This is a genomic window from Cupriavidus sp. FW305-27 (assembly GCF_058787995.1).
Window position 1 is genome coordinate 47,915 of sequence record NZ_JBYTAG010000046.1, and the last position, 14,808, is coordinate 62,722.

At 67.6% G+C, this 14,808-nt stretch carries 13 protein-coding genes, 1 pseudogene and 2 riboswitches; of the genes and pseudogenes, 8 read left to right on the top strand and 6 right to left on the bottom strand.

Going from position 1 to position 14,808, the window contains the following annotated elements:
* The 3 genes and pseudogenes from AC3WRI_RS21500 to AC3WRI_RS21510 form a co-directional block, all read left to right on the top strand.
* Positions 1 to 1,245: pseudogene (locus AC3WRI_RS21500) on the top strand (DUF802 domain-containing protein); the annotation flags it as partial.
* Complete coding sequence (locus AC3WRI_RS21505; RefSeq protein WP_010813237.1) at positions 1,242 to 1,889, top strand: OmpA family protein; 648 nt, start codon at positions 1,242 to 1,244, stop codon at positions 1,887 to 1,889. The pseudogene AC3WRI_RS21500 and the gene AC3WRI_RS21505, both read left to right, overlap by 4 nt.
* Entirely contained in the window at positions 1,882 to 2,577 is a 696-nt protein-coding gene (locus AC3WRI_RS21510) for a DUF2894 domain-containing protein (RefSeq protein ID WP_011616653.1), read from the top strand. Before AC3WRI_RS21505 ends, AC3WRI_RS21510 begins: the two co-directional genes overlap by 8 nt.
* A 16-nt stretch (positions 2,578 to 2,593) precedes the next feature.
* On the opposite strand, the gene AC3WRI_RS21515 is transcribed toward AC3WRI_RS21510, so the two are convergent.
* On the bottom strand, positions 2,594 to 3,607 hold the full coding sequence (locus tag AC3WRI_RS21515) for a zinc-dependent alcohol dehydrogenase family protein (RefSeq protein ID WP_174549474.1): 1,014 nt from the start codon (positions 3,605 to 3,607) through the stop codon (positions 2,594 to 2,596).
* A 92-nt stretch (positions 3,608 to 3,699) separates the two neighbouring features.
* On the opposite strand from AC3WRI_RS21515, the gene AC3WRI_RS21520 reads away from it, so the two are divergent.
* Positions 3,700 to 4,620, top strand: coding sequence for a LysR family transcriptional regulator (locus tag AC3WRI_RS21520; protein WP_011616651.1), 921 nt, complete (start codon positions 3,700 to 3,702; stop codon positions 4,618 to 4,620).
* 22 nt (positions 4,621 to 4,642) lie between these two features.
* Here AC3WRI_RS21520 and AC3WRI_RS21525 read toward each other — a convergent pair whose 3' ends face one another.
* A complete protein-coding gene (locus tag AC3WRI_RS21525) occupies positions 4,643 to 5,497 on the bottom strand; it encodes an amidohydrolase family protein (protein WP_011616650.1) in 855 nt (284 codons plus the stop codon).
* A gap of 119 nt (positions 5,498 to 5,616) precedes the next feature.
* Here AC3WRI_RS21525 and AC3WRI_RS21530 point away from each other — a divergent pair, with 119 nt between their 5' ends.
* From AC3WRI_RS21530 to AC3WRI_RS21540, 3 genes are all read left to right on the top strand, one after another.
* Positions 5,617 to 6,366, top strand: a complete 750-nt coding sequence (locus tag AC3WRI_RS21530; RefSeq protein WP_010813242.1) for a GntR family transcriptional regulator — start codon at positions 5,617 to 5,619, stop codon at positions 6,364 to 6,366.
* Positions 6,367 to 6,392: 26 nt separating this feature from the next.
* Positions 6,393 to 7,373: a tripartite tricarboxylate transporter substrate binding protein gene (locus AC3WRI_RS21535; RefSeq protein ID WP_010813243.1), complete on the top strand. Its 981-nt coding sequence runs from the start codon at positions 6,393 to 6,395 to the stop codon at positions 7,371 to 7,373.
* A 61-nt stretch (positions 7,374 to 7,434) separates the two neighbouring features.
* Entirely contained in the window at positions 7,435 to 8,424 is a 990-nt protein-coding gene (locus AC3WRI_RS21540; protein WP_011616649.1) for a Bug family tripartite tricarboxylate transporter substrate binding protein, read from the top strand.
* A gap of 25 nt (positions 8,425 to 8,449) precedes the next feature.
* Here AC3WRI_RS21540 and AC3WRI_RS21545 read toward each other — a convergent pair whose 3' ends face one another.
* The 3 genes from AC3WRI_RS21545 to AC3WRI_RS21555 are packed head-to-tail and all read right to left on the bottom strand — an operon-like array spanning position 8,450 to position 12,526.
* Complete coding sequence (locus AC3WRI_RS21545) at positions 8,450 to 8,953, bottom strand: TlpA family protein disulfide reductase (RefSeq protein ID WP_011616648.1); 504 nt, start codon at positions 8,951 to 8,953, stop codon at positions 8,450 to 8,452.
* Positions 8,950 to 10,173, bottom strand: a complete 1,224-nt coding sequence (locus AC3WRI_RS21550) for a sialidase family protein (RefSeq protein ID WP_011616647.1) — start codon at positions 10,171 to 10,173, stop codon at positions 8,950 to 8,952. Before AC3WRI_RS21550 ends, AC3WRI_RS21545 begins: the two co-directional genes overlap by 4 nt.
* Positions 10,174 to 10,198: 25 nt before the next feature.
* Positions 10,199 to 12,526, bottom strand: coding sequence for a TonB-dependent receptor (locus AC3WRI_RS21555; protein ID WP_011616646.1), 2,328 nt, complete (start codon positions 12,524 to 12,526; stop codon positions 10,199 to 10,201).
* 156 nt (positions 12,527 to 12,682) lie between these two features.
* A riboswitch (glycine riboswitch) is annotated at positions 12,683 to 12,781 on the top strand.
* Positions 12,782 to 12,900: riboswitch (glycine riboswitch) on the top strand.
* Between the two features lie 56 nt (positions 12,901 to 12,956).
* On the opposite strand from AC3WRI_RS21555, the gene AC3WRI_RS21560 reads away from it, so the two are divergent.
* On the top strand, positions 12,957 to 14,225 hold the full coding sequence (locus tag AC3WRI_RS21560; protein WP_010813248.1) for a D-amino acid dehydrogenase: 1,269 nt from the start codon (positions 12,957 to 12,959) through the stop codon (positions 14,223 to 14,225).
* Between the two features lie 348 nt (positions 14,226 to 14,573).
* Here the strand turns inward: AC3WRI_RS21560 and AC3WRI_RS21565 are convergent.
* A partial coding sequence (locus AC3WRI_RS21565; RefSeq protein WP_492294056.1) for a T6SS effector amidase Tae4 family protein occupies positions 14,574 to 14,808 on the bottom strand: 235 nt, incomplete at its 5' end.

Here is a 14,808-nt window from a genome sequence, read left to right on the forward strand (position 1 = left end):
GGCACCATGACAGCCGCGTTGCGCCAGGAGTGGGAACAGCTGAACGCGCACACGGTAAGCCGCCAGGACGAGATCAGCACGACGCTGGCGCAGAGCGTGCGCGACATCTCGGCCCAGACCCAGGCGCATGCCAGCCGCACCCTCGCTGAGATCGACCGTCTGGTGCAGGCCGCAACGGATGCCCCAAAGGCGGCCGTTGCGCTTCAGGCCGAGCTGGCTGCGCGCGATGAGCAGCGCTTTGCCGGCTGGACCGATACGCTCGGCACCATCGCCGCCACGCTGCGCCAGCAGTGGGAACAGGCCAGCACGCACGCCGCCACGCGCCAGCAGGAGATCTGCGAGGCGCTGGCGCAGACCGCGCGCGCGATCTCGACCGAGACGCAGGCGCATGCCAGCACCACACTCGCCGAAATCGACCGCCTGGTGCAAGCCGCGGCCGAGGCACCCAAGGCCGCCACCACATTGCAGGCGGAACTGGCATCGCAGGACGCGCAACGCATGGCCGCCTGGACTGACACGCTCGGCACCATGGCCGCATCGCTGCGCCAGGAATGGGAACAGGCCAGCGCGCACACCGTCAGCCGCCAGCAGGAAATCTGCGAGACGCTGGCCGTCACCGCGCGCGACATGGCAGCCCAGGCGCAGGCCCAGGCCACCGGCACCATCGCCGAAGTCGCCCACCTGATGCAGGCCGCATCCGAAGCGCCCAAGGCCGCCGCGGAGGTCATCGCAGAACTGCGCGAGAAGCTCACCGACGGCATGGCGCGCGACAACGCCATGCTGGAAGAGCGCAGCCGCATGCTGGAAACGCTGGGCACGCTGCTCGATGCCGTGAGCCGCGCCTCCACTGAGCAGCGCAGCGCGGTCGACACCCTGGTCGCCACCACGGCGGACCTGCTGGACCGCGTCGGCACGCGCTTTACCGACAAGGTCGAAGCCGAAACCGGCAAGCTCACCGACATCGCCGCGCAGGTCACCGGCAGTGCGGTGGAAGTCGCGAGCCTGGGCGAGGCCTTCGGCGTGGCGGTGCAGCTGTTCAGCGAATCCAACGGCAAGCTGATCGACCACCTGCAGCGCATCGAGGCCGCGCTGGACAAGTCGATGACGCGCAGCGACGAGCAACTGGCCTACTACGTGGCGCAGGCGCGCGAAGTCGTCGACCTGAGCATGCTGTCGCAAAAGCAGATCCTTGAGGACCTGCAGCAGCGCGCCGGCCAGCAAGCGCCCAGCGCAGAGGCGGCATGAGAGAGGACCTTGACGCCGGCGTCGAGCCGACCGTACCGGCCTGGGCCGTCTTCGGCGACCTGATGTCGGTGCTGCTGGGCGCGTTCGTGCTCGTCCTGCTGGGGGTCATCGGCGTGCAGATGGAACTGTCGGCCAGGCTGGAAGCCGAGGTGAAGCAGCGGCAGGAGGAAGCACAGCGCCGCGAGACGCTGGAAAAGGCGCTGGCGGCGCCGCTGGCGGCCGGCCGCGTGACGCTGGTGAACGGCCGCATCGGCATCAGCGGCAACGTGCTGTTTGCGCTCAACTCAGACCAGCTGCAACCTGAAGGCCGCGATCTGCTGAAGAGCCTGGCGCAGCCGTTGTCGGCCTACCTGCGCAGCCGCGACGAGATCCTGATGGTGAGCGGCTTTACCGACGACCAGCAGGTGCGCGAAGGCAACCGCCGCTTTGCCGACAACTGGGAGCTGTCGGCGCAGCGCGCGCTGACCGTGACCCGCACCCTGATCGATGCCGGCATCCCGCCCACCTCGGTGTTCTCGGCCGCCTTCGGTTCGCAGCAGCCGGTGACACCGAATGCCGATGCCGAGGGCCGCGCGAAGAACCGGCGCGTCGAGATCTCGCCGGTGCCGCGTGTGACCGCGGGCACCGTGAAGCCGCATGGCTAGCCTCGACGTGGCAACCGATATCCGCGCGCAACTGGACGCCTGGCAGGCCAGCGGCGCCGATCAGGCCGATCCCGTGCGCTTCCGCCTGATGGAAGCACTGGCCCGCCGCGCCGCCGCACACAGTGGCGCGGTGCGGGGCTTGCTGGATGAGCGCCTGCGTGGCCTGGCCGCCGCGTATGCAGCCATCGTGCAGCGGCACACAGGCCAGGATAGCGATGGTGCCGATGGTGCCGCGCCGTCCGCGCCAACAGCCGGCCCGACAGCCAGCGCGCTTGGCGCACTCGTGCACGACATCACCGCACGCGCCAGGCCCGCCATCGCGATCGCCTCGAACGATGCACGATCGCCCACGCCGGTGCCGGCAACCGCACCCCAGTCCGACGCGCCGCTGGTCGACGCCCTGGCCGACTACTTCCGCGAGACCTGGGCCAGGGTCAGCGTCGAGCAGCACTTCCGCCTGTCGCTGGAACGCGTGCCGGAGAATGCCGGGCCGCTCAATACCGACCATCTCGTGCATCGTTCGCTGTCCCTGATGCGCGAGACGTCGCCGGAATACCTGCGGCATTTCCTGTCCTATGTCGAGGGCATGTCCTGGCTGGAGCAGTTGGGCGCGGCGGCAGCGGCCGAAAAAGAAGCGGCGCGCGCCGCCGCGGCCAAGAAGAGCGTGCGCGGCAAGGCTCGCAAATAGCAGTCCGGCCCGCGCCTCAGCGCAGCCGCACCACCACCTTGCCGAAGGCCCCGCGTTCCAGGTGGTCGAGCGCCGCGGGCAAGTCCCCGAACCCGTACTCGCTCTCGATCACCGGGCGCAGCCCCAACCAGTCCACGGCACGCACCAGGTCCTGCAGCGCGCGCCGGTGCGACACGCCGATCCCCTGCACGGTCACGCGGCCATGCAGCACCGGATAGACGCTGGCGCGCAGCTCATCCCCCTGAAGGTTGCCGATCACCGAGATCCGGCCGCCCTGCGCCAGCGCGGCAAGCGACCGGCCGAAGTTGTCTCCGCCAGCCAGTTCCAGCACATGGTCGGCACCGCGGCCTCCGGTCAGCTCGCGCACGGCAGCCGGCCAGTCAGCGGTGCGGCCGCGATGGACGCCATGCGCCGCGCCCAGCTCCTGCACGCGCGCCAGCTTGTCGTCGCTGCCTGACACCACGATCACGCGCGCCCCCTGTGCGCGGGCGATCTGCACCGCAAACAGGGCCACTCCGCCGGTGCCGATCACCACGACGGTGTCGCCGGGCCGCGTCACCGTCGCTTCAGCCAGGGCTTGCCAGGCCGTCAGGCCGGCGCAGGTCAGCGTGCTGGCCTGCGCGGCGTCCAGCGTGCGCGGGGCCGACACCAGCGAGTCCTCTGCCAATACCACGTACTCCGACAGCATGCCGGGACCCGGCACGCCCAGCGGCATGCTGCGGTGCGGCTGCACGCCATCGAGCCAGCCGGTGAAGAAGGTGCTGATCACGGCGTCGCCAGGGGCAAAGTCGGCTACACCATCGCCACTCGCCACCACCTCGCCGCGCATGTCCGACCCGAGAACCAGCGGCGGCTGCACGGGCATGCCCATGCCGTCCTGGATGATCAGCAGGTCGCGGTAGTTCAAGGCCACGGCATGGACCCGCACCAGCACCTCGCCGGGACCGGGCACGGGAATGGGCGCGTCGACGCGACGCAGGTTGTTGCGGCCGAAAGCGGACAGTTGCCAGCGCTGCATGGAGGAAGTCATGGGGTACTCCGGTCTGTTGAAAACGGTGAACCCACTATACTGATTCCCTGCCAGCGCCATTGGGCAATCGATGTCCTTCTCATGTAGATCTTATGGAACCAATTACCCATGACCGGCTGGCCGGGATCTCCGCCTTCGTTGCCGCCGCGGAGGCCGGCAGCTTTGCCCAGGCCGCGGCGCGCCTTGGGCTGACGCGCTCGGCCATCGGCAAGGCCATCGCCCGGCTTGAGGCTCGCGTCGGCACGCGCCTGTTCGTGCGCACCACGCGCAGCCTGGCGCTGACCGACGATGGTCAGGCCTTCTACGAACGCTGTGCCCAGGCGCTGGAAGACCTGGATGCCGCCCAGCACATGCTGGAAGCCGGGCGCAGGGAAGTGGCCGGCCGCGTCCGCGTGAGTGCCCCGGTAGTGTTCGGCCGCCACCATGTGGCGCCGCTGCTGCTGGAGCTGGCAGACCGTCATCCGCAATTGCGGCTGGAAGGGAATTTCACCGACCGGCTGGCCGACTTCGCCGACGACGGCATCGACCTGGCCATCCGCAGCGGGCGCCTGCCGGACAGCGACATGCTGGTGGCACGTCCGCTGGGCATGCAGGCTATGGTGCTCTGTGCCGCGCCCGGCTACCTGCGCAAGCATGGCACGCCGGCCAGCATTGCCGACCTGGCCTCGCACCGCTGCCTCGTCTACATGCATGGCGGCCAGTCCGTGCCCTGGTCACTGGCCGGGCCCGACGGCAATATCGCGCGGCCTGAGCTGGCTCACCGTCTCGGCTTTGACGATATCGACACCATCGCTGCGGCAGCCATACGAGGCGCGGGCCTGGTCAATGTCCCCTTGTGGCTGGTGCGGGAGCCGCTGGACCGGGGCACGCTGGTGCGCGTGCTGCCGCAAGCCTCGGTGATCCGGACCCCGCTGCACCTGGTGTGGCCGCGCACCCGTTTCCTGCCGCACAAGCTGAGGGTGACGATCGATTTGCTGGTGGAGGCGATTCCCGGGGTGCTGGCGCTGGATTGAAGCCGGCGGCGCAAGCCGCCCGCTATCCCTTCACCGCAAACCCGTACAGCGCTGCGGCGTTGCGCCACCGGAGCGCAGCGGACAAGGCCACTCCGGCCGCTTCGCTGTCACCGGGCGCCCCTTGCCCCGGCCATGCGGCAAGCATCCGGCACTCGTCGACCCGAGCCGGCGCCTCGTGGTTGGTCCATGGCCAGTCGCTGCCCCACAGCAAGCGGTCATCGCCCACGACTTCGCGCCATCTCTGCGCAAGCCCGTGCCAGTCCTGAGGGGATGCAAGTCGGTACGGCGCGCTGATCTTCACCCAGACCTGGCGGCGCGCGCGCACGGCAGAGGCCACGTCAAAGATCGCGTCCGCGGTTCCTGCGGGGCCGGGCCGGCCAAAGTGGTCAAGCACGACCGGCGCGCCGGTATCGCCAAGGGCCGCGTCAAGCTGTGCCAGCACCATGGCGCCATCGCCGTTGCGGGTATGGAGCTCGACATGCCAGCCGAGCCCGGCGATCCTGGAGAACAGCCCGCGCCACGGCACGGTGGCGATGCGCTGCCAGTCCGGATCGCCGTACAGGTTCAGGCGGATGCCCCGCACGCCGGCCGCGTGCAACGTAGCCAGTTCCGCATCCGTTACCTCAGGGCCGACCACCGCGACGCCGCGCAAGCGCCCGGGCATGGCCTGCAGCGCGGCCAGCAGCGCCGCATTGTCGGTGCCGAGAAAGCTGGTCTGCACCACCACCCCATACATGTCCCCCAATCCGGCAAGCCGGGCGTGCCAGTCCTTCAGGTCAGCGGCATAGGGCGGCCGGTAGCGGGCCGATGGCACGGCCGCTCCGGCATCGAAGACGTGGAAGTGGGTATCCACCAGCGGCAAAGCGCGCTTGCTCATCAGTCAGCCCCTCCGTGGCGCGGCTCAGTGGCGCGGGTATATCCGGATATGGCATCCGTATCCGCGTCAGTATTCTAGTCCTCTAGATGACATCGACATCAATTTAGCACGGGTTCGGCATGCCAGACAACGCGCTGCTCCAGACTACAACCACCGCCGCTGGCCTGAGCCGCTACGGCCAGATCGCGGCGGAACTGCAGGCAAATATTGTTTCGGGCGCGTGGACGCCCGGCAGCGCCATCCCTGCGGAAGGCGCGCTGGCCAGGGAGTTCGGCATTGCGCTGGGCACCATCCGGCAGGCCATCGCCGTGCTGGTCCAGCAGGGCCTGCTGGAGCGCGTGCAGGGCAAGGGCACCTTTGTGCGCAAGGGACTGAGCGGGGCCAGCCTGATGCGGTTTTTCCGCTTCGGCGGCGTCGATGGCGCGCCGGCGGTGCCGCGCTCGGAAATCCTGTCGTGCCGCGCCGTGCGCCTGGACAAGGCCATGGCAACCCGCTTCGGGCTGCCGACCGGCGCGCGCGGGCTGGCGATCTCGCGCCGCCGCTGGCTGGAGGACACGCCCCGGCTGCTGGAATCGATCTGGCTGCCGCTGCCGCGCTGCGAAGCCCTGCAGCAACTCCCGCCGGCGCAATGGGGCGACCTGCTCTACCCGCTGCTGGGCAGCGCCTGCGGCATCACGGTCCATCGCGCCGTTGACGAAGTGACCTTCCGCACGCTGGCAGCAGACGAGGCGGCCTTGCTGGACCTGCCGGATGCGCATCCGTGCGCGGTCGTGACCCGGCATGCCTTCGACCTGGGCGGCAACTGCATCGAATACCGGCTGACGCGGGGCGACGCCTTTGCCTTTCGCTATACCGCGGACGTCCGCTGACGGACCGCACCCGAGGAGACAGACCCATGCACGCACGCCACGCGATCGCCGCCACGGTCGCTGCCATGATCGCCACCACCACGCTGGCGCAGGCCGCCGACACCGCCGCGGCCTGGCCGGCACGGCCCATCACGATCGTGGTGACATATCCGCCGGGCGGCGGCGCGGACCTGATGGCACGGCTGATCGCGCCGGGCCTCGGGCGCGAGCTGGGCCAGACCGTCGTCGTCGAGAACCGCCCGGGTGCCGGCGGGCAGATCGGTGCCGCCTATGTCGCCAAGGCGGCACCGGACGGCTACACGATGATGGTCGATGCCTCCTCTTATGCGGTGAATCCCAGCCTCTATCCGCGCCTGCCCTACGATCCGGACAAGGCCTTCCGGCCGGTCGGCGTGCTGGCGCGCTATCCCAACGTGCTGGTGGCCACGGCGGGCTTCCCCGCCAGCAAGGTCAGCGACGTCCTGGCCATGGCCAGGCAAAAGCCAGGCTCGGTCGCCTTTGCGTCCTCGGGCAATGGCTCGGCGCAGCATCTGGCCGGCGTGCTGTTCGAGCAGCGCGCGGGGGTCGATCTACTGCATGTGCCCTACAAGGGCGGCGGCCCCGCCATGACCGATGTCATCGCCGGCCAGGTGCCGCTGTTCTTTGCCAACGTCGCTTCGAGCCTGCAGCACATCAAGGCCGGCAAGCTGAAGCCGCTGGCGGTGACCAGCCATGCCCGCACCCAGGCATTGCCGTCCGTGCCCACCATGCAGGAAGCCGGCGTGGCGAGCTACGAGGTCTATGAATGGAACGCGGCCTTCCTGCCCGCCGCAACGCCGGACCCGATCGCAGCGAAGCTCGCCGACGCCCTGCGGAAAGTCATGACCAGCCCCGAGATCCGGCAACGCGTGGCCGAGCTGGGCGGCGAGGTCGTGGCTGCGCCGCCAGCACAGGCACGGCAATTCATCGACGGGCAGGCCCGGCTATGGGCCAAGGTCATCCGGGACGGCAACATCAAGCCCGAATAGCACCAATTGGCACCGACTCTGCCCCACCACGGCCCAGCTACAGAACTTTGAGGAGAAATACATGACCCCGATAAATCCCCTTCGCCGCCATCTGCTCAAGACCACCGCCGCGCTGGGCGCGTGCGCGCTGGCACCAACACTGGCCCGCGCACAGGCCTGGCCGGCCAAGCCGATCCGGCTGGTGGTGCCGTTCGCGCCGGGCGGCAGCTCGGAGATCGTGGCGCGCTCCACCGCGGCGGAGCTGACCAAGCTGCTAGGCGTGTCAGTCTTCGTCGAGAACAAGCCCGGCGCGGCCGGCAATATCGCCATGGCCGAAGTCGCGCGCGCCGATGACAACCACACGCTGATCCTCGGCCATATCGGCACGCTGGCGGTCAATCCGTTTATCTTCCCGAAGCTGCCCTACGACCCCGTCAAGGACTTCCGCGCGATCTCGCTGCTGTCCAAGGTGCCGAGCCTGTACGTGGTCCACCCCGACGTGCCCGCGAAGAACCTGAAGGAGTTCGTGGCGCTGGCCAAGAGCAAGCCTGGCAAGCTGAACTACGGTTCGGCCGGCAACGGCAGCGCCGGCCACCTGGCCTTTGAATACCTGAAAGCCGCGAGCGGCACCTTCATCACCCATGTGCCGTATCGCGGCAGCGGCCCGCAGATCACTGACCTGTTGTCCGGACGGCTGGATGCGGCCGCGGTCGGCGCGCCGGCGATCATCCAGTTCATCAAGGCCGGCAAGGTGCGCTGCATCGCCACCGGCACGACCCAGCGCATTGCCCAGCTGCCTGACGTGCCTACGGTCGCGGAACAGGGCTATCCCGGCTTCGAAATGACGCAGTGGTACGGACTGCTGGCGCCGGCATCGCTGCCGCAGGCGGCCGCCGACAAGCTGGCGGACGTCACCGCAAAAGCCGTGAAAAGCCCGACCTCGGTCGAGCGCCTGAGCGCGGATGCGGCGATTGTCGTGGGCGGCACGCCGGCCGAGTTCTCGCGCTTTATCGCGCAGGAACAGCAGCGCTGGAAGCCCATCATTGCGCGCGCCGGGATCAAGCCGGATTGAGCGGACAGCCGCTCCCGGCACAGCCTTAGCCGGCGATGCCAGCCCAGCGCAGGTGCTTGTCCCAGTCGGCGTCGCTGATCACGCCGGACACGCCCTGCCGCTGGCCATCGGCGCGATAGAAGTAGGTGCGCGGCATCTCGCCCATCCAGTCCGGATCGACCGCATAGCGCAGCCGCTCCTGCGGCTCGTGCCCGAACACCCACGCGTTGCGCGTGAGCCTGACGCGCTGGAGCAGTTGCTGCACCTGTGGCAGCGCGTCGGGGTTGTCCGTCGCCAGCGTGACGACGCGCAGGTTTGGATGCTGCGCGCGCAGCTTGCCGATGGTGTCGAAGTTGCGCTTGCAATAGACGCAGTCGAGCGACCACACCACCAGCACAAAGGGCTTGCCCTGCTGGCTGGCTGCGAGCTGGGCGGCGCTGGCCGATGCGAACACGGCAACGCGCTCGGCCGGTTGACTGCCGGCATTGGCGGCAGTCATCGCCAGGGTCAGGACTGCAGCGGCGAGCAGCTTGCGGCGGGATGGCATCATGCGCCCTCCTTGCCCAGCGGGAACACCTGGAAGCCCTCGGCATCGGTACGCCACAGCACGTAGGCGCGGCCGGCGTGCTGCAGCAGGTGCGGCTGGTCCGAGTCGCGCTCCGTGCCGGCCAGCTTGCGCGTCTGCCAGGTCTTGCCGCCATCGTGCGACAGCATGGCGGACAGCCGTGTCTGCCGGCCGTCGAACGATTTCCAGGCCACCGCGATCTCGTTGTCGTTCAGCGCGACGATGTCGGCATGCTGCGCACGCGGATCATCCAGCGGGCGCTGTGCCTGCAGCTTGCCGTCCTTCCAGCGCCCCACCGAGACCGTGGGCTTGCCTTCGCGCACGTTGAACCAGATCATGTGCACCGTGCCATCGGGCGCCACCGAAGCGCCGGGGCCGTGGTGCGGACAGGCATCGATGCGCCAGTCGTCGAAGGTGGCGCGCTGCACCGGCGTGGCCTTGCCGTCGGTGCCCAGCAGCGCCAGCGCGTGGTCGCGCGCGTTGGGCGGGAATACATGGCGCCACAGCGCCAGCATCTTGCCGTCGGGCGTGGGCGACAGCGCGATGCGGCAGCATTCGCACGACTGGTCGGCGACCTTGTAGTCGCCCTGGAAGGTCTTGCCGTGATCGGCCGAGACCGCGTAGTAGACCGCGGCGCCGGCGTACGGCTGCTTGCGCGCCTCGGCGGCAACCACGTCGCGCTTGTCGATCCAGCTGACGAAGACGCGCCCGGCATTGTCCACCGCGATGGCGTCGAAGCGGTGGGCGATCTGGTCGCGGTTGGCATGCACCGTCAGCGGTTCGGCGAAGGACTTGCCGCCATCGGTGGAACGCGCAAAGCGGATAAAGCCGGTCCACGGCTTGGGCAGCGGCTGGGTCCAGGTGACGAAGATCTCGCCGTCGCGCCCGGTGGCGACCTTGGGCCGGCTTTCGTGATCGGCGGCGGCCTGCTCCGGCACGCTGTTGACATGCTGCGCCGGCCCGAAGCTGCGGCCGTAATCGGTCGATGCACGTACCGCGACGTAAGGGCCGTCCTTGTAGGCGACCCATAGCTTGCCGTTTCGATCGAACGCGGCGCCGGTGCCCAGCTCGCTCATCTTCGCGGCCTTGGCCTGCGCGCCGTGGCCGCTGTGATCGCCGTGCGTTTGCGCGGTCGCGGCCAGCGCGGCACCGGCCATCATCAGCCCGGCAACGATCAAGCGGAAACCGGGGCGAACGCCTTGCATGGTTGTGGTCAGCCTGTTCACGTGCTCAGAAGGAGAGTTTCGCCTCGGCGTAGAACGTCCGGCCCGGATACGGGTGATAGACGTAGTAGCGCTGGTCGGTGAGGTTGTCGATGCCAAGCCCGAGGCGCACGTTCTTCGCGGGCCGGTACGTCAGCTTGACGTCAAAGGTCAGGAAGCTGCTGGTGCCGCCGAAGGTGTCGGGGTTGACGTCGGAATTGTCGAGCGTATTGTACTGCCGCCCCGAATAGGTCATGGCCAGCGTGCCGGCCCAGGCCGGCGTGATGCGATAGGTGCCCATCAGGTTGGCCCGCCACTTGGGGATGCGGTAGAAGTACTTGCCCACCGAGGCCGGGTTGTTGGCGTTCTCAAGCGTCTTCGAATGGTTGTAGGCCCCGCTGGCCGACAGGTCGAAGCCGCTGACGAACACATCGCGCGCGTCATAGGCCAGCTCGATGCCGCGGGTGCGCACGCGGTCGACGTTCTGAAAGCTGGTGACAGTCGGGAATACCGTGGTGTTGGTCTGGCTGACCAGGGCATCGCGGATATCGTCCTCATACACCGAGACCCGGAAGTACGACGAATCCAGCGTGCGCTCGAAGGTCAGGTCCTTCGAGAACGACCGCTCGGGCTGCAGGTTGGGATCGTTGTTGATCAACGCGGTCCCGGTGATGCGGCCCTGGAACAGCTCGCTGACAGTCGGATAGCGATAGGCCTGGCCCAGCGACAACCGGCCCAGCCAGTCCTGCCCGAATGCCTTCTCCAGCGCCAGCTTGGGCGACCAGTTGGATTCGCTGCGCACCGGGTAGCCGATATCCACGCCGGGCTGGCTGCGGCTGCCGTCATAGGCGCGCCAGTGTTCGTAGCGCACGCCGGGGATCAGCTTCCAGTCCTCGGCAAAGTACCAGGCGTCTTGCGCATACAGCGCCTGGGTCTCGGTCTTGCCGGCAAAGGCGTTGTTGAAGGCGCTGATGGTGGCCGCCTGCCAGTCCGAGGTGTTGTAGGTGGTGTTGCTCAGCCGGTAATTGTCATAGTGGTAGCCGAACGTGACCCAGTGCCCGCCCTGCAGCTGCCGCGGCCGGTAGTCGGCCTTCAGGTCGAGCGTGCGCCAGCCGGTGCCGTCGCCATAGGTCACCGTGCCCGGCCCGCTGCCGACGGTGTTGGCGCTGCGGCTGATGTCCTTGCTGACATCGAACAGCGACGCCACGCCCGAGAAATTCCAGCCGGTCTCATTGCGCGTACGCAGCGACAGGCCATAGAGCCAGCGCGCGTCCTCGCCATTGCTCGGGGCGAAGGCGTTGGCGGGAATCACATAGCGATAACCGCCGATATTCACGGGACCGCTCGACACAACATTGCCATCGGCATCGCGCAGGTAGCTGCCGGTGGCACTGGAGCGGTCCTGCTGCCAGTAGGCCGCGGTGAACTGCGCCTGCAGGGTATTGGTGATGTCGTAGCCGAGCTTGAGCTTGAGCTGGTCCTGCACGGTATGCGTGACGCCCTCGCTGTTCACGCCCATCACCACGCGCTCGCGGCCGGTCTGGTCCTGGTCGAAGTGCGCGCCGGTGACCGGCTTGTCGGCGGAAGTGGCACGGGCCGTGGAACGCGCCGCGGTATAGAAACTCAGCGGCTGGCTCTTGCTGTCCTGCCGGTCCACGCTGACCAGCCACGAGAACGGGCCGACGCGGTCGCCCACATAGGCGTTGGCGTGGACCCCGTTGAAGTTGTCGTGCGTGCCATACAGGCTGAAGCGCTGCGTGAACAGCTGCACGCTGGCATCGCCCTCGAACTTCTCCGGCGTGCGCGTGGTGATCAGCACCGTCGCGCCCAGCGAGTTGCCGGGATACAGCGCCGAATACGGGCCGTACAGCACATCCATGCGCTCGATCTCGGCGCTGTTGACCAGCGACCAGCGCGGCGGGAAGCTGAAGTCCGATCCCAGCAGGTTGGACAGCAGCAGGCCGTCCGCATAGACCAGCCCCCGCGCCGACTGGCGCGAACTGGTGCTGCGCACCGAGATGATCGAATTCATATCGCCGATGAAGCGCTTGCGTACGGCGAGGTTGGGCGCGTACTTGAGGGCGTCTTCCGTGTTCACCACATTGAAGTCGGCCATGCGGCGGCGGCTGATGCCGTAGGCCGGCGAGGGCGTGTTGGGCGGTATGGCCGGCGTCTCGGCGCGCTCCGACTTGGCCGAGACCACCACCTCCTGCAGCGGCTCGGGCGCGTCCACCACCTGGGCGGCGGCGACGGCGGGGCCCATCAGCACCGCCGAAACGGCCAGTGCAATGCGATTCTTCTTCACTGGAAAACCTTGTTGTCGTCTTTTTCGACTCACTCCACCTGAGCGCAGCATACGGCGCCTCTCCCCGAGAGCGAGCGCTGACATTTTATGGGGCACGGGGGCGCAGGCCGATGCGACATAGCGACGCGGGCGGCAGGCTGCCTAAGCGTTAACCCGCATATCCAACGTCGAGCCTTGTCACTACATTGCCCGGATTGGCGTCAAGCCAATGTGATGCAGGGAGAGACTGTCGCGGTGCCCGCCGCGGACAGCGCCGAAGGAGCAACCGCCCCGGAAACTCTCAGGCAAAAGGACCGGCATCACCAGTCAGTGCACTCTGAAGAATGCCGGACGCTATCGTCCGCCGGCATACCGAAGGAGCAAGCGCGCCCCGCCCTCGCGGCCGGGTGGCGTGAATCTCTCAGGTCCAGAACAGAGGGGGCGTCCGCCACGCATATTGCGTCCGGGCTCCCACCATCGACGTTCCTGGAACCTGCAGATCATGAAATCAATCGCTGTCATCGGCGGTGGCATCACGGGTGTCACCACGGCCTACGCGCTGGCCCGGCGCGGATTCTCCGTCACGCTGTTCGAACGGCACCGCTATGCCGCCATGGAGACCTCGTTCGCCAACGGCGGCCAGTTGTCGGCCTCCAACGCCGAGGTCTGGACCCACTGGTCGACCCTCGTCAAGGGCATGAAATGGATGCTGCGCAACGACGCCCCGTTGTTGGTCAATCCCCGGCCCAGCTGGCACAAGCTGTCCTGGTTCGCCGAGTTCATCGCCGCGATCCCCCACTACCGCCGCAACACCATCGAGACCGCGCGCCTGGCCATCGCGGCGCGTGAGCACCTGTTCGCCTGGGCGGCGCAGGAAGGCATCGATTTCGACCTGAAGAAGGAAGGCATCCTCCATATCTACCGCGACAAGACCGGCTTCGAGCATGCCGGCCGGGTCTCGGCACTGCTGGCGCAGGGCGGGCTGGAACGGCGCGCCGTGACGCCCGAGGAGATGCGCGCGATCGAGCCGACGCTGGCCGGCTCGTACTACGGCGGCTACTTCACCGAGAGCGATTCCACCGGCGACATCCACAAGTTCACCAGCGGCCTGGCCGCAGCCATCGATCGGCTGGGCGTGCGCTGCCTGTACGGCCAGGACGTGCGGGCGGTGAAGACCGACGGCAGGCGCGCCACCGTGACCGTGCAGGACGGCGCCGACACGGCCACCTCCACCTTCGACGGCGCCGTGATCTGCGCCGGCACCGCCAGCCGCGCACTGGCCGCGGGGCTGGGCGACCGCGTCAACATCTATCCGGTCAAGGGCTATTCAATCACGGTCAACCTGACCGATGAGGCCAGCCGCGCCGCCGCACCGGTGGTCAGCCTGCTCGACGACGAAACCAAGCTGGTCACCAGCCGCCTGGGCGACGACCGCTTCCGCGTGGCCGGCACCGCCGAGTTCAACGGCTACAACCGCGATATCCGCGCCGACCGCATCCGCCCGCTGGTGGAATGGGTGCAGCAGTGCTTCCCCGGCGTCAGCACGCGCAGCGTGGTGCCTTGGGCCGGGCTGCGGCCGATGATGCCGGATATGCTGCCGCGCGTGGGGCGCGGGCGTGCGGCATGCATCTTCTACAACACCGGGCATGGGCACCTGGGGTGGACTTTGTCGGCGGTGACGGCGGATATGGTGGCAGGGGTTGTCGACCAGCATCTCGGCGCGAGGGTGGCAGTCGCGGCGGGTGCGCCGATGGCATTGGCCAAGGCTTGAGTTCGCGGGTGTTTTCTCCCCTCTCCCATTTGTAAGATAGGGCCACCGTGCTCGAACAGCGCCGCGCCATGATGGAATCATGGCGCGGCGCATGTATACGCTTGAAAAATAGTGGATGTGTGCCCTATTTTCGCCCGGATGAATACCCAAGCCATCCACCAATTAATGAGGCTGCGACCATAGACACGAACCAGCCAACAAAGAACAGATTCGCTGCATGCTGATTCGTGTCGAACAAACTTCCTGTCCCGCGCAAAACTACAACGCCGAAGAGATATAACCCGCCCCAAGCAGCAAGCGTAGCCAGGACAGCACCAGTCATAGCGCCGATGACTGCTCTCAGTATCTTCATTTTACGGGGAAGAAAAGAATTGTTTTCGAGTTGCGAAAATCTGACCAAATACCCGGAACCACAATATTCAAACTTACTCTTAGACCAGTACCAAAGCCTGTGAGCCTTTCTCCATTCCATAAATCGATATGGCCTCCGCTAGCATTCCCTGCCACCTCTCCGTCACGCGTCCAATAGCCATCGAACATTATTATTCCGGTTCGCCCCTTTACCTTGCCCACCCAGTCCCGC

Coding starts and splice junctions, on each gene's coding strand:
- AC3WRI_RS21535 (WP_010813243.1), top strand. CDS start 6,393: ATGCACGCACGCCACGCGATCGCCGCCACGGTCGCTGCCATGATCGCC.
- AC3WRI_RS21540 (WP_011616649.1), top strand. CDS start 7,435: ATGACCCCGATAAATCCCCTTCGCCGCCATCTGCTCAAGACCACCGCC.
- AC3WRI_RS21510 (WP_011616653.1), top strand. CDS start 1,882: ATGGCTAGCCTCGACGTGGCAACCGATATCCGCGCGCAACTGGACGCC.
- AC3WRI_RS21525 (WP_011616650.1), bottom strand. CDS start 5,497: ATGAGCAAGCGCGCTTTGCCGCTGGTGGATACCCACTTCCACGTCTTC.
- AC3WRI_RS21545 (WP_011616648.1), bottom strand. CDS start 8,953: ATGATGCCATCCCGCCGCAAGCTGCTCGCCGCTGCAGTCCTGACCCTG.
- AC3WRI_RS21560 (WP_010813248.1), top strand. CDS start 12,957: ATGAAATCAATCGCTGTCATCGGCGGTGGCATCACGGGTGTCACCACG.
- AC3WRI_RS21550 (WP_011616647.1), bottom strand. CDS start 10,173: ATGCAAGGCGTTCGCCCCGGTTTCCGCTTGATCGTTGCCGGGCTGATG.
- AC3WRI_RS21505 (WP_010813237.1), top strand. CDS start 1,242: ATGAGAGAGGACCTTGACGCCGGCGTCGAGCCGACCGTACCGGCCTGG.
- AC3WRI_RS21530 (WP_010813242.1), top strand. CDS start 5,617: ATGCCAGACAACGCGCTGCTCCAGACTACAACCACCGCCGCTGGCCTG.
- AC3WRI_RS21515 (WP_174549474.1), bottom strand. CDS start 3,607: ATGACTTCCTCCATGCAGCGCTGGCAACTGTCCGCTTTCGGCCGCAAC.
- AC3WRI_RS21555 (WP_011616646.1), bottom strand. CDS start 12,526: ATGCTGCGCTCAGGTGGAGTGAGTCGAAAAAGACGACAACAAGGTTTT.
- AC3WRI_RS21520 (WP_011616651.1), top strand. CDS start 3,700: ATGGAACCAATTACCCATGACCGGCTGGCCGGGATCTCCGCCTTCGTT.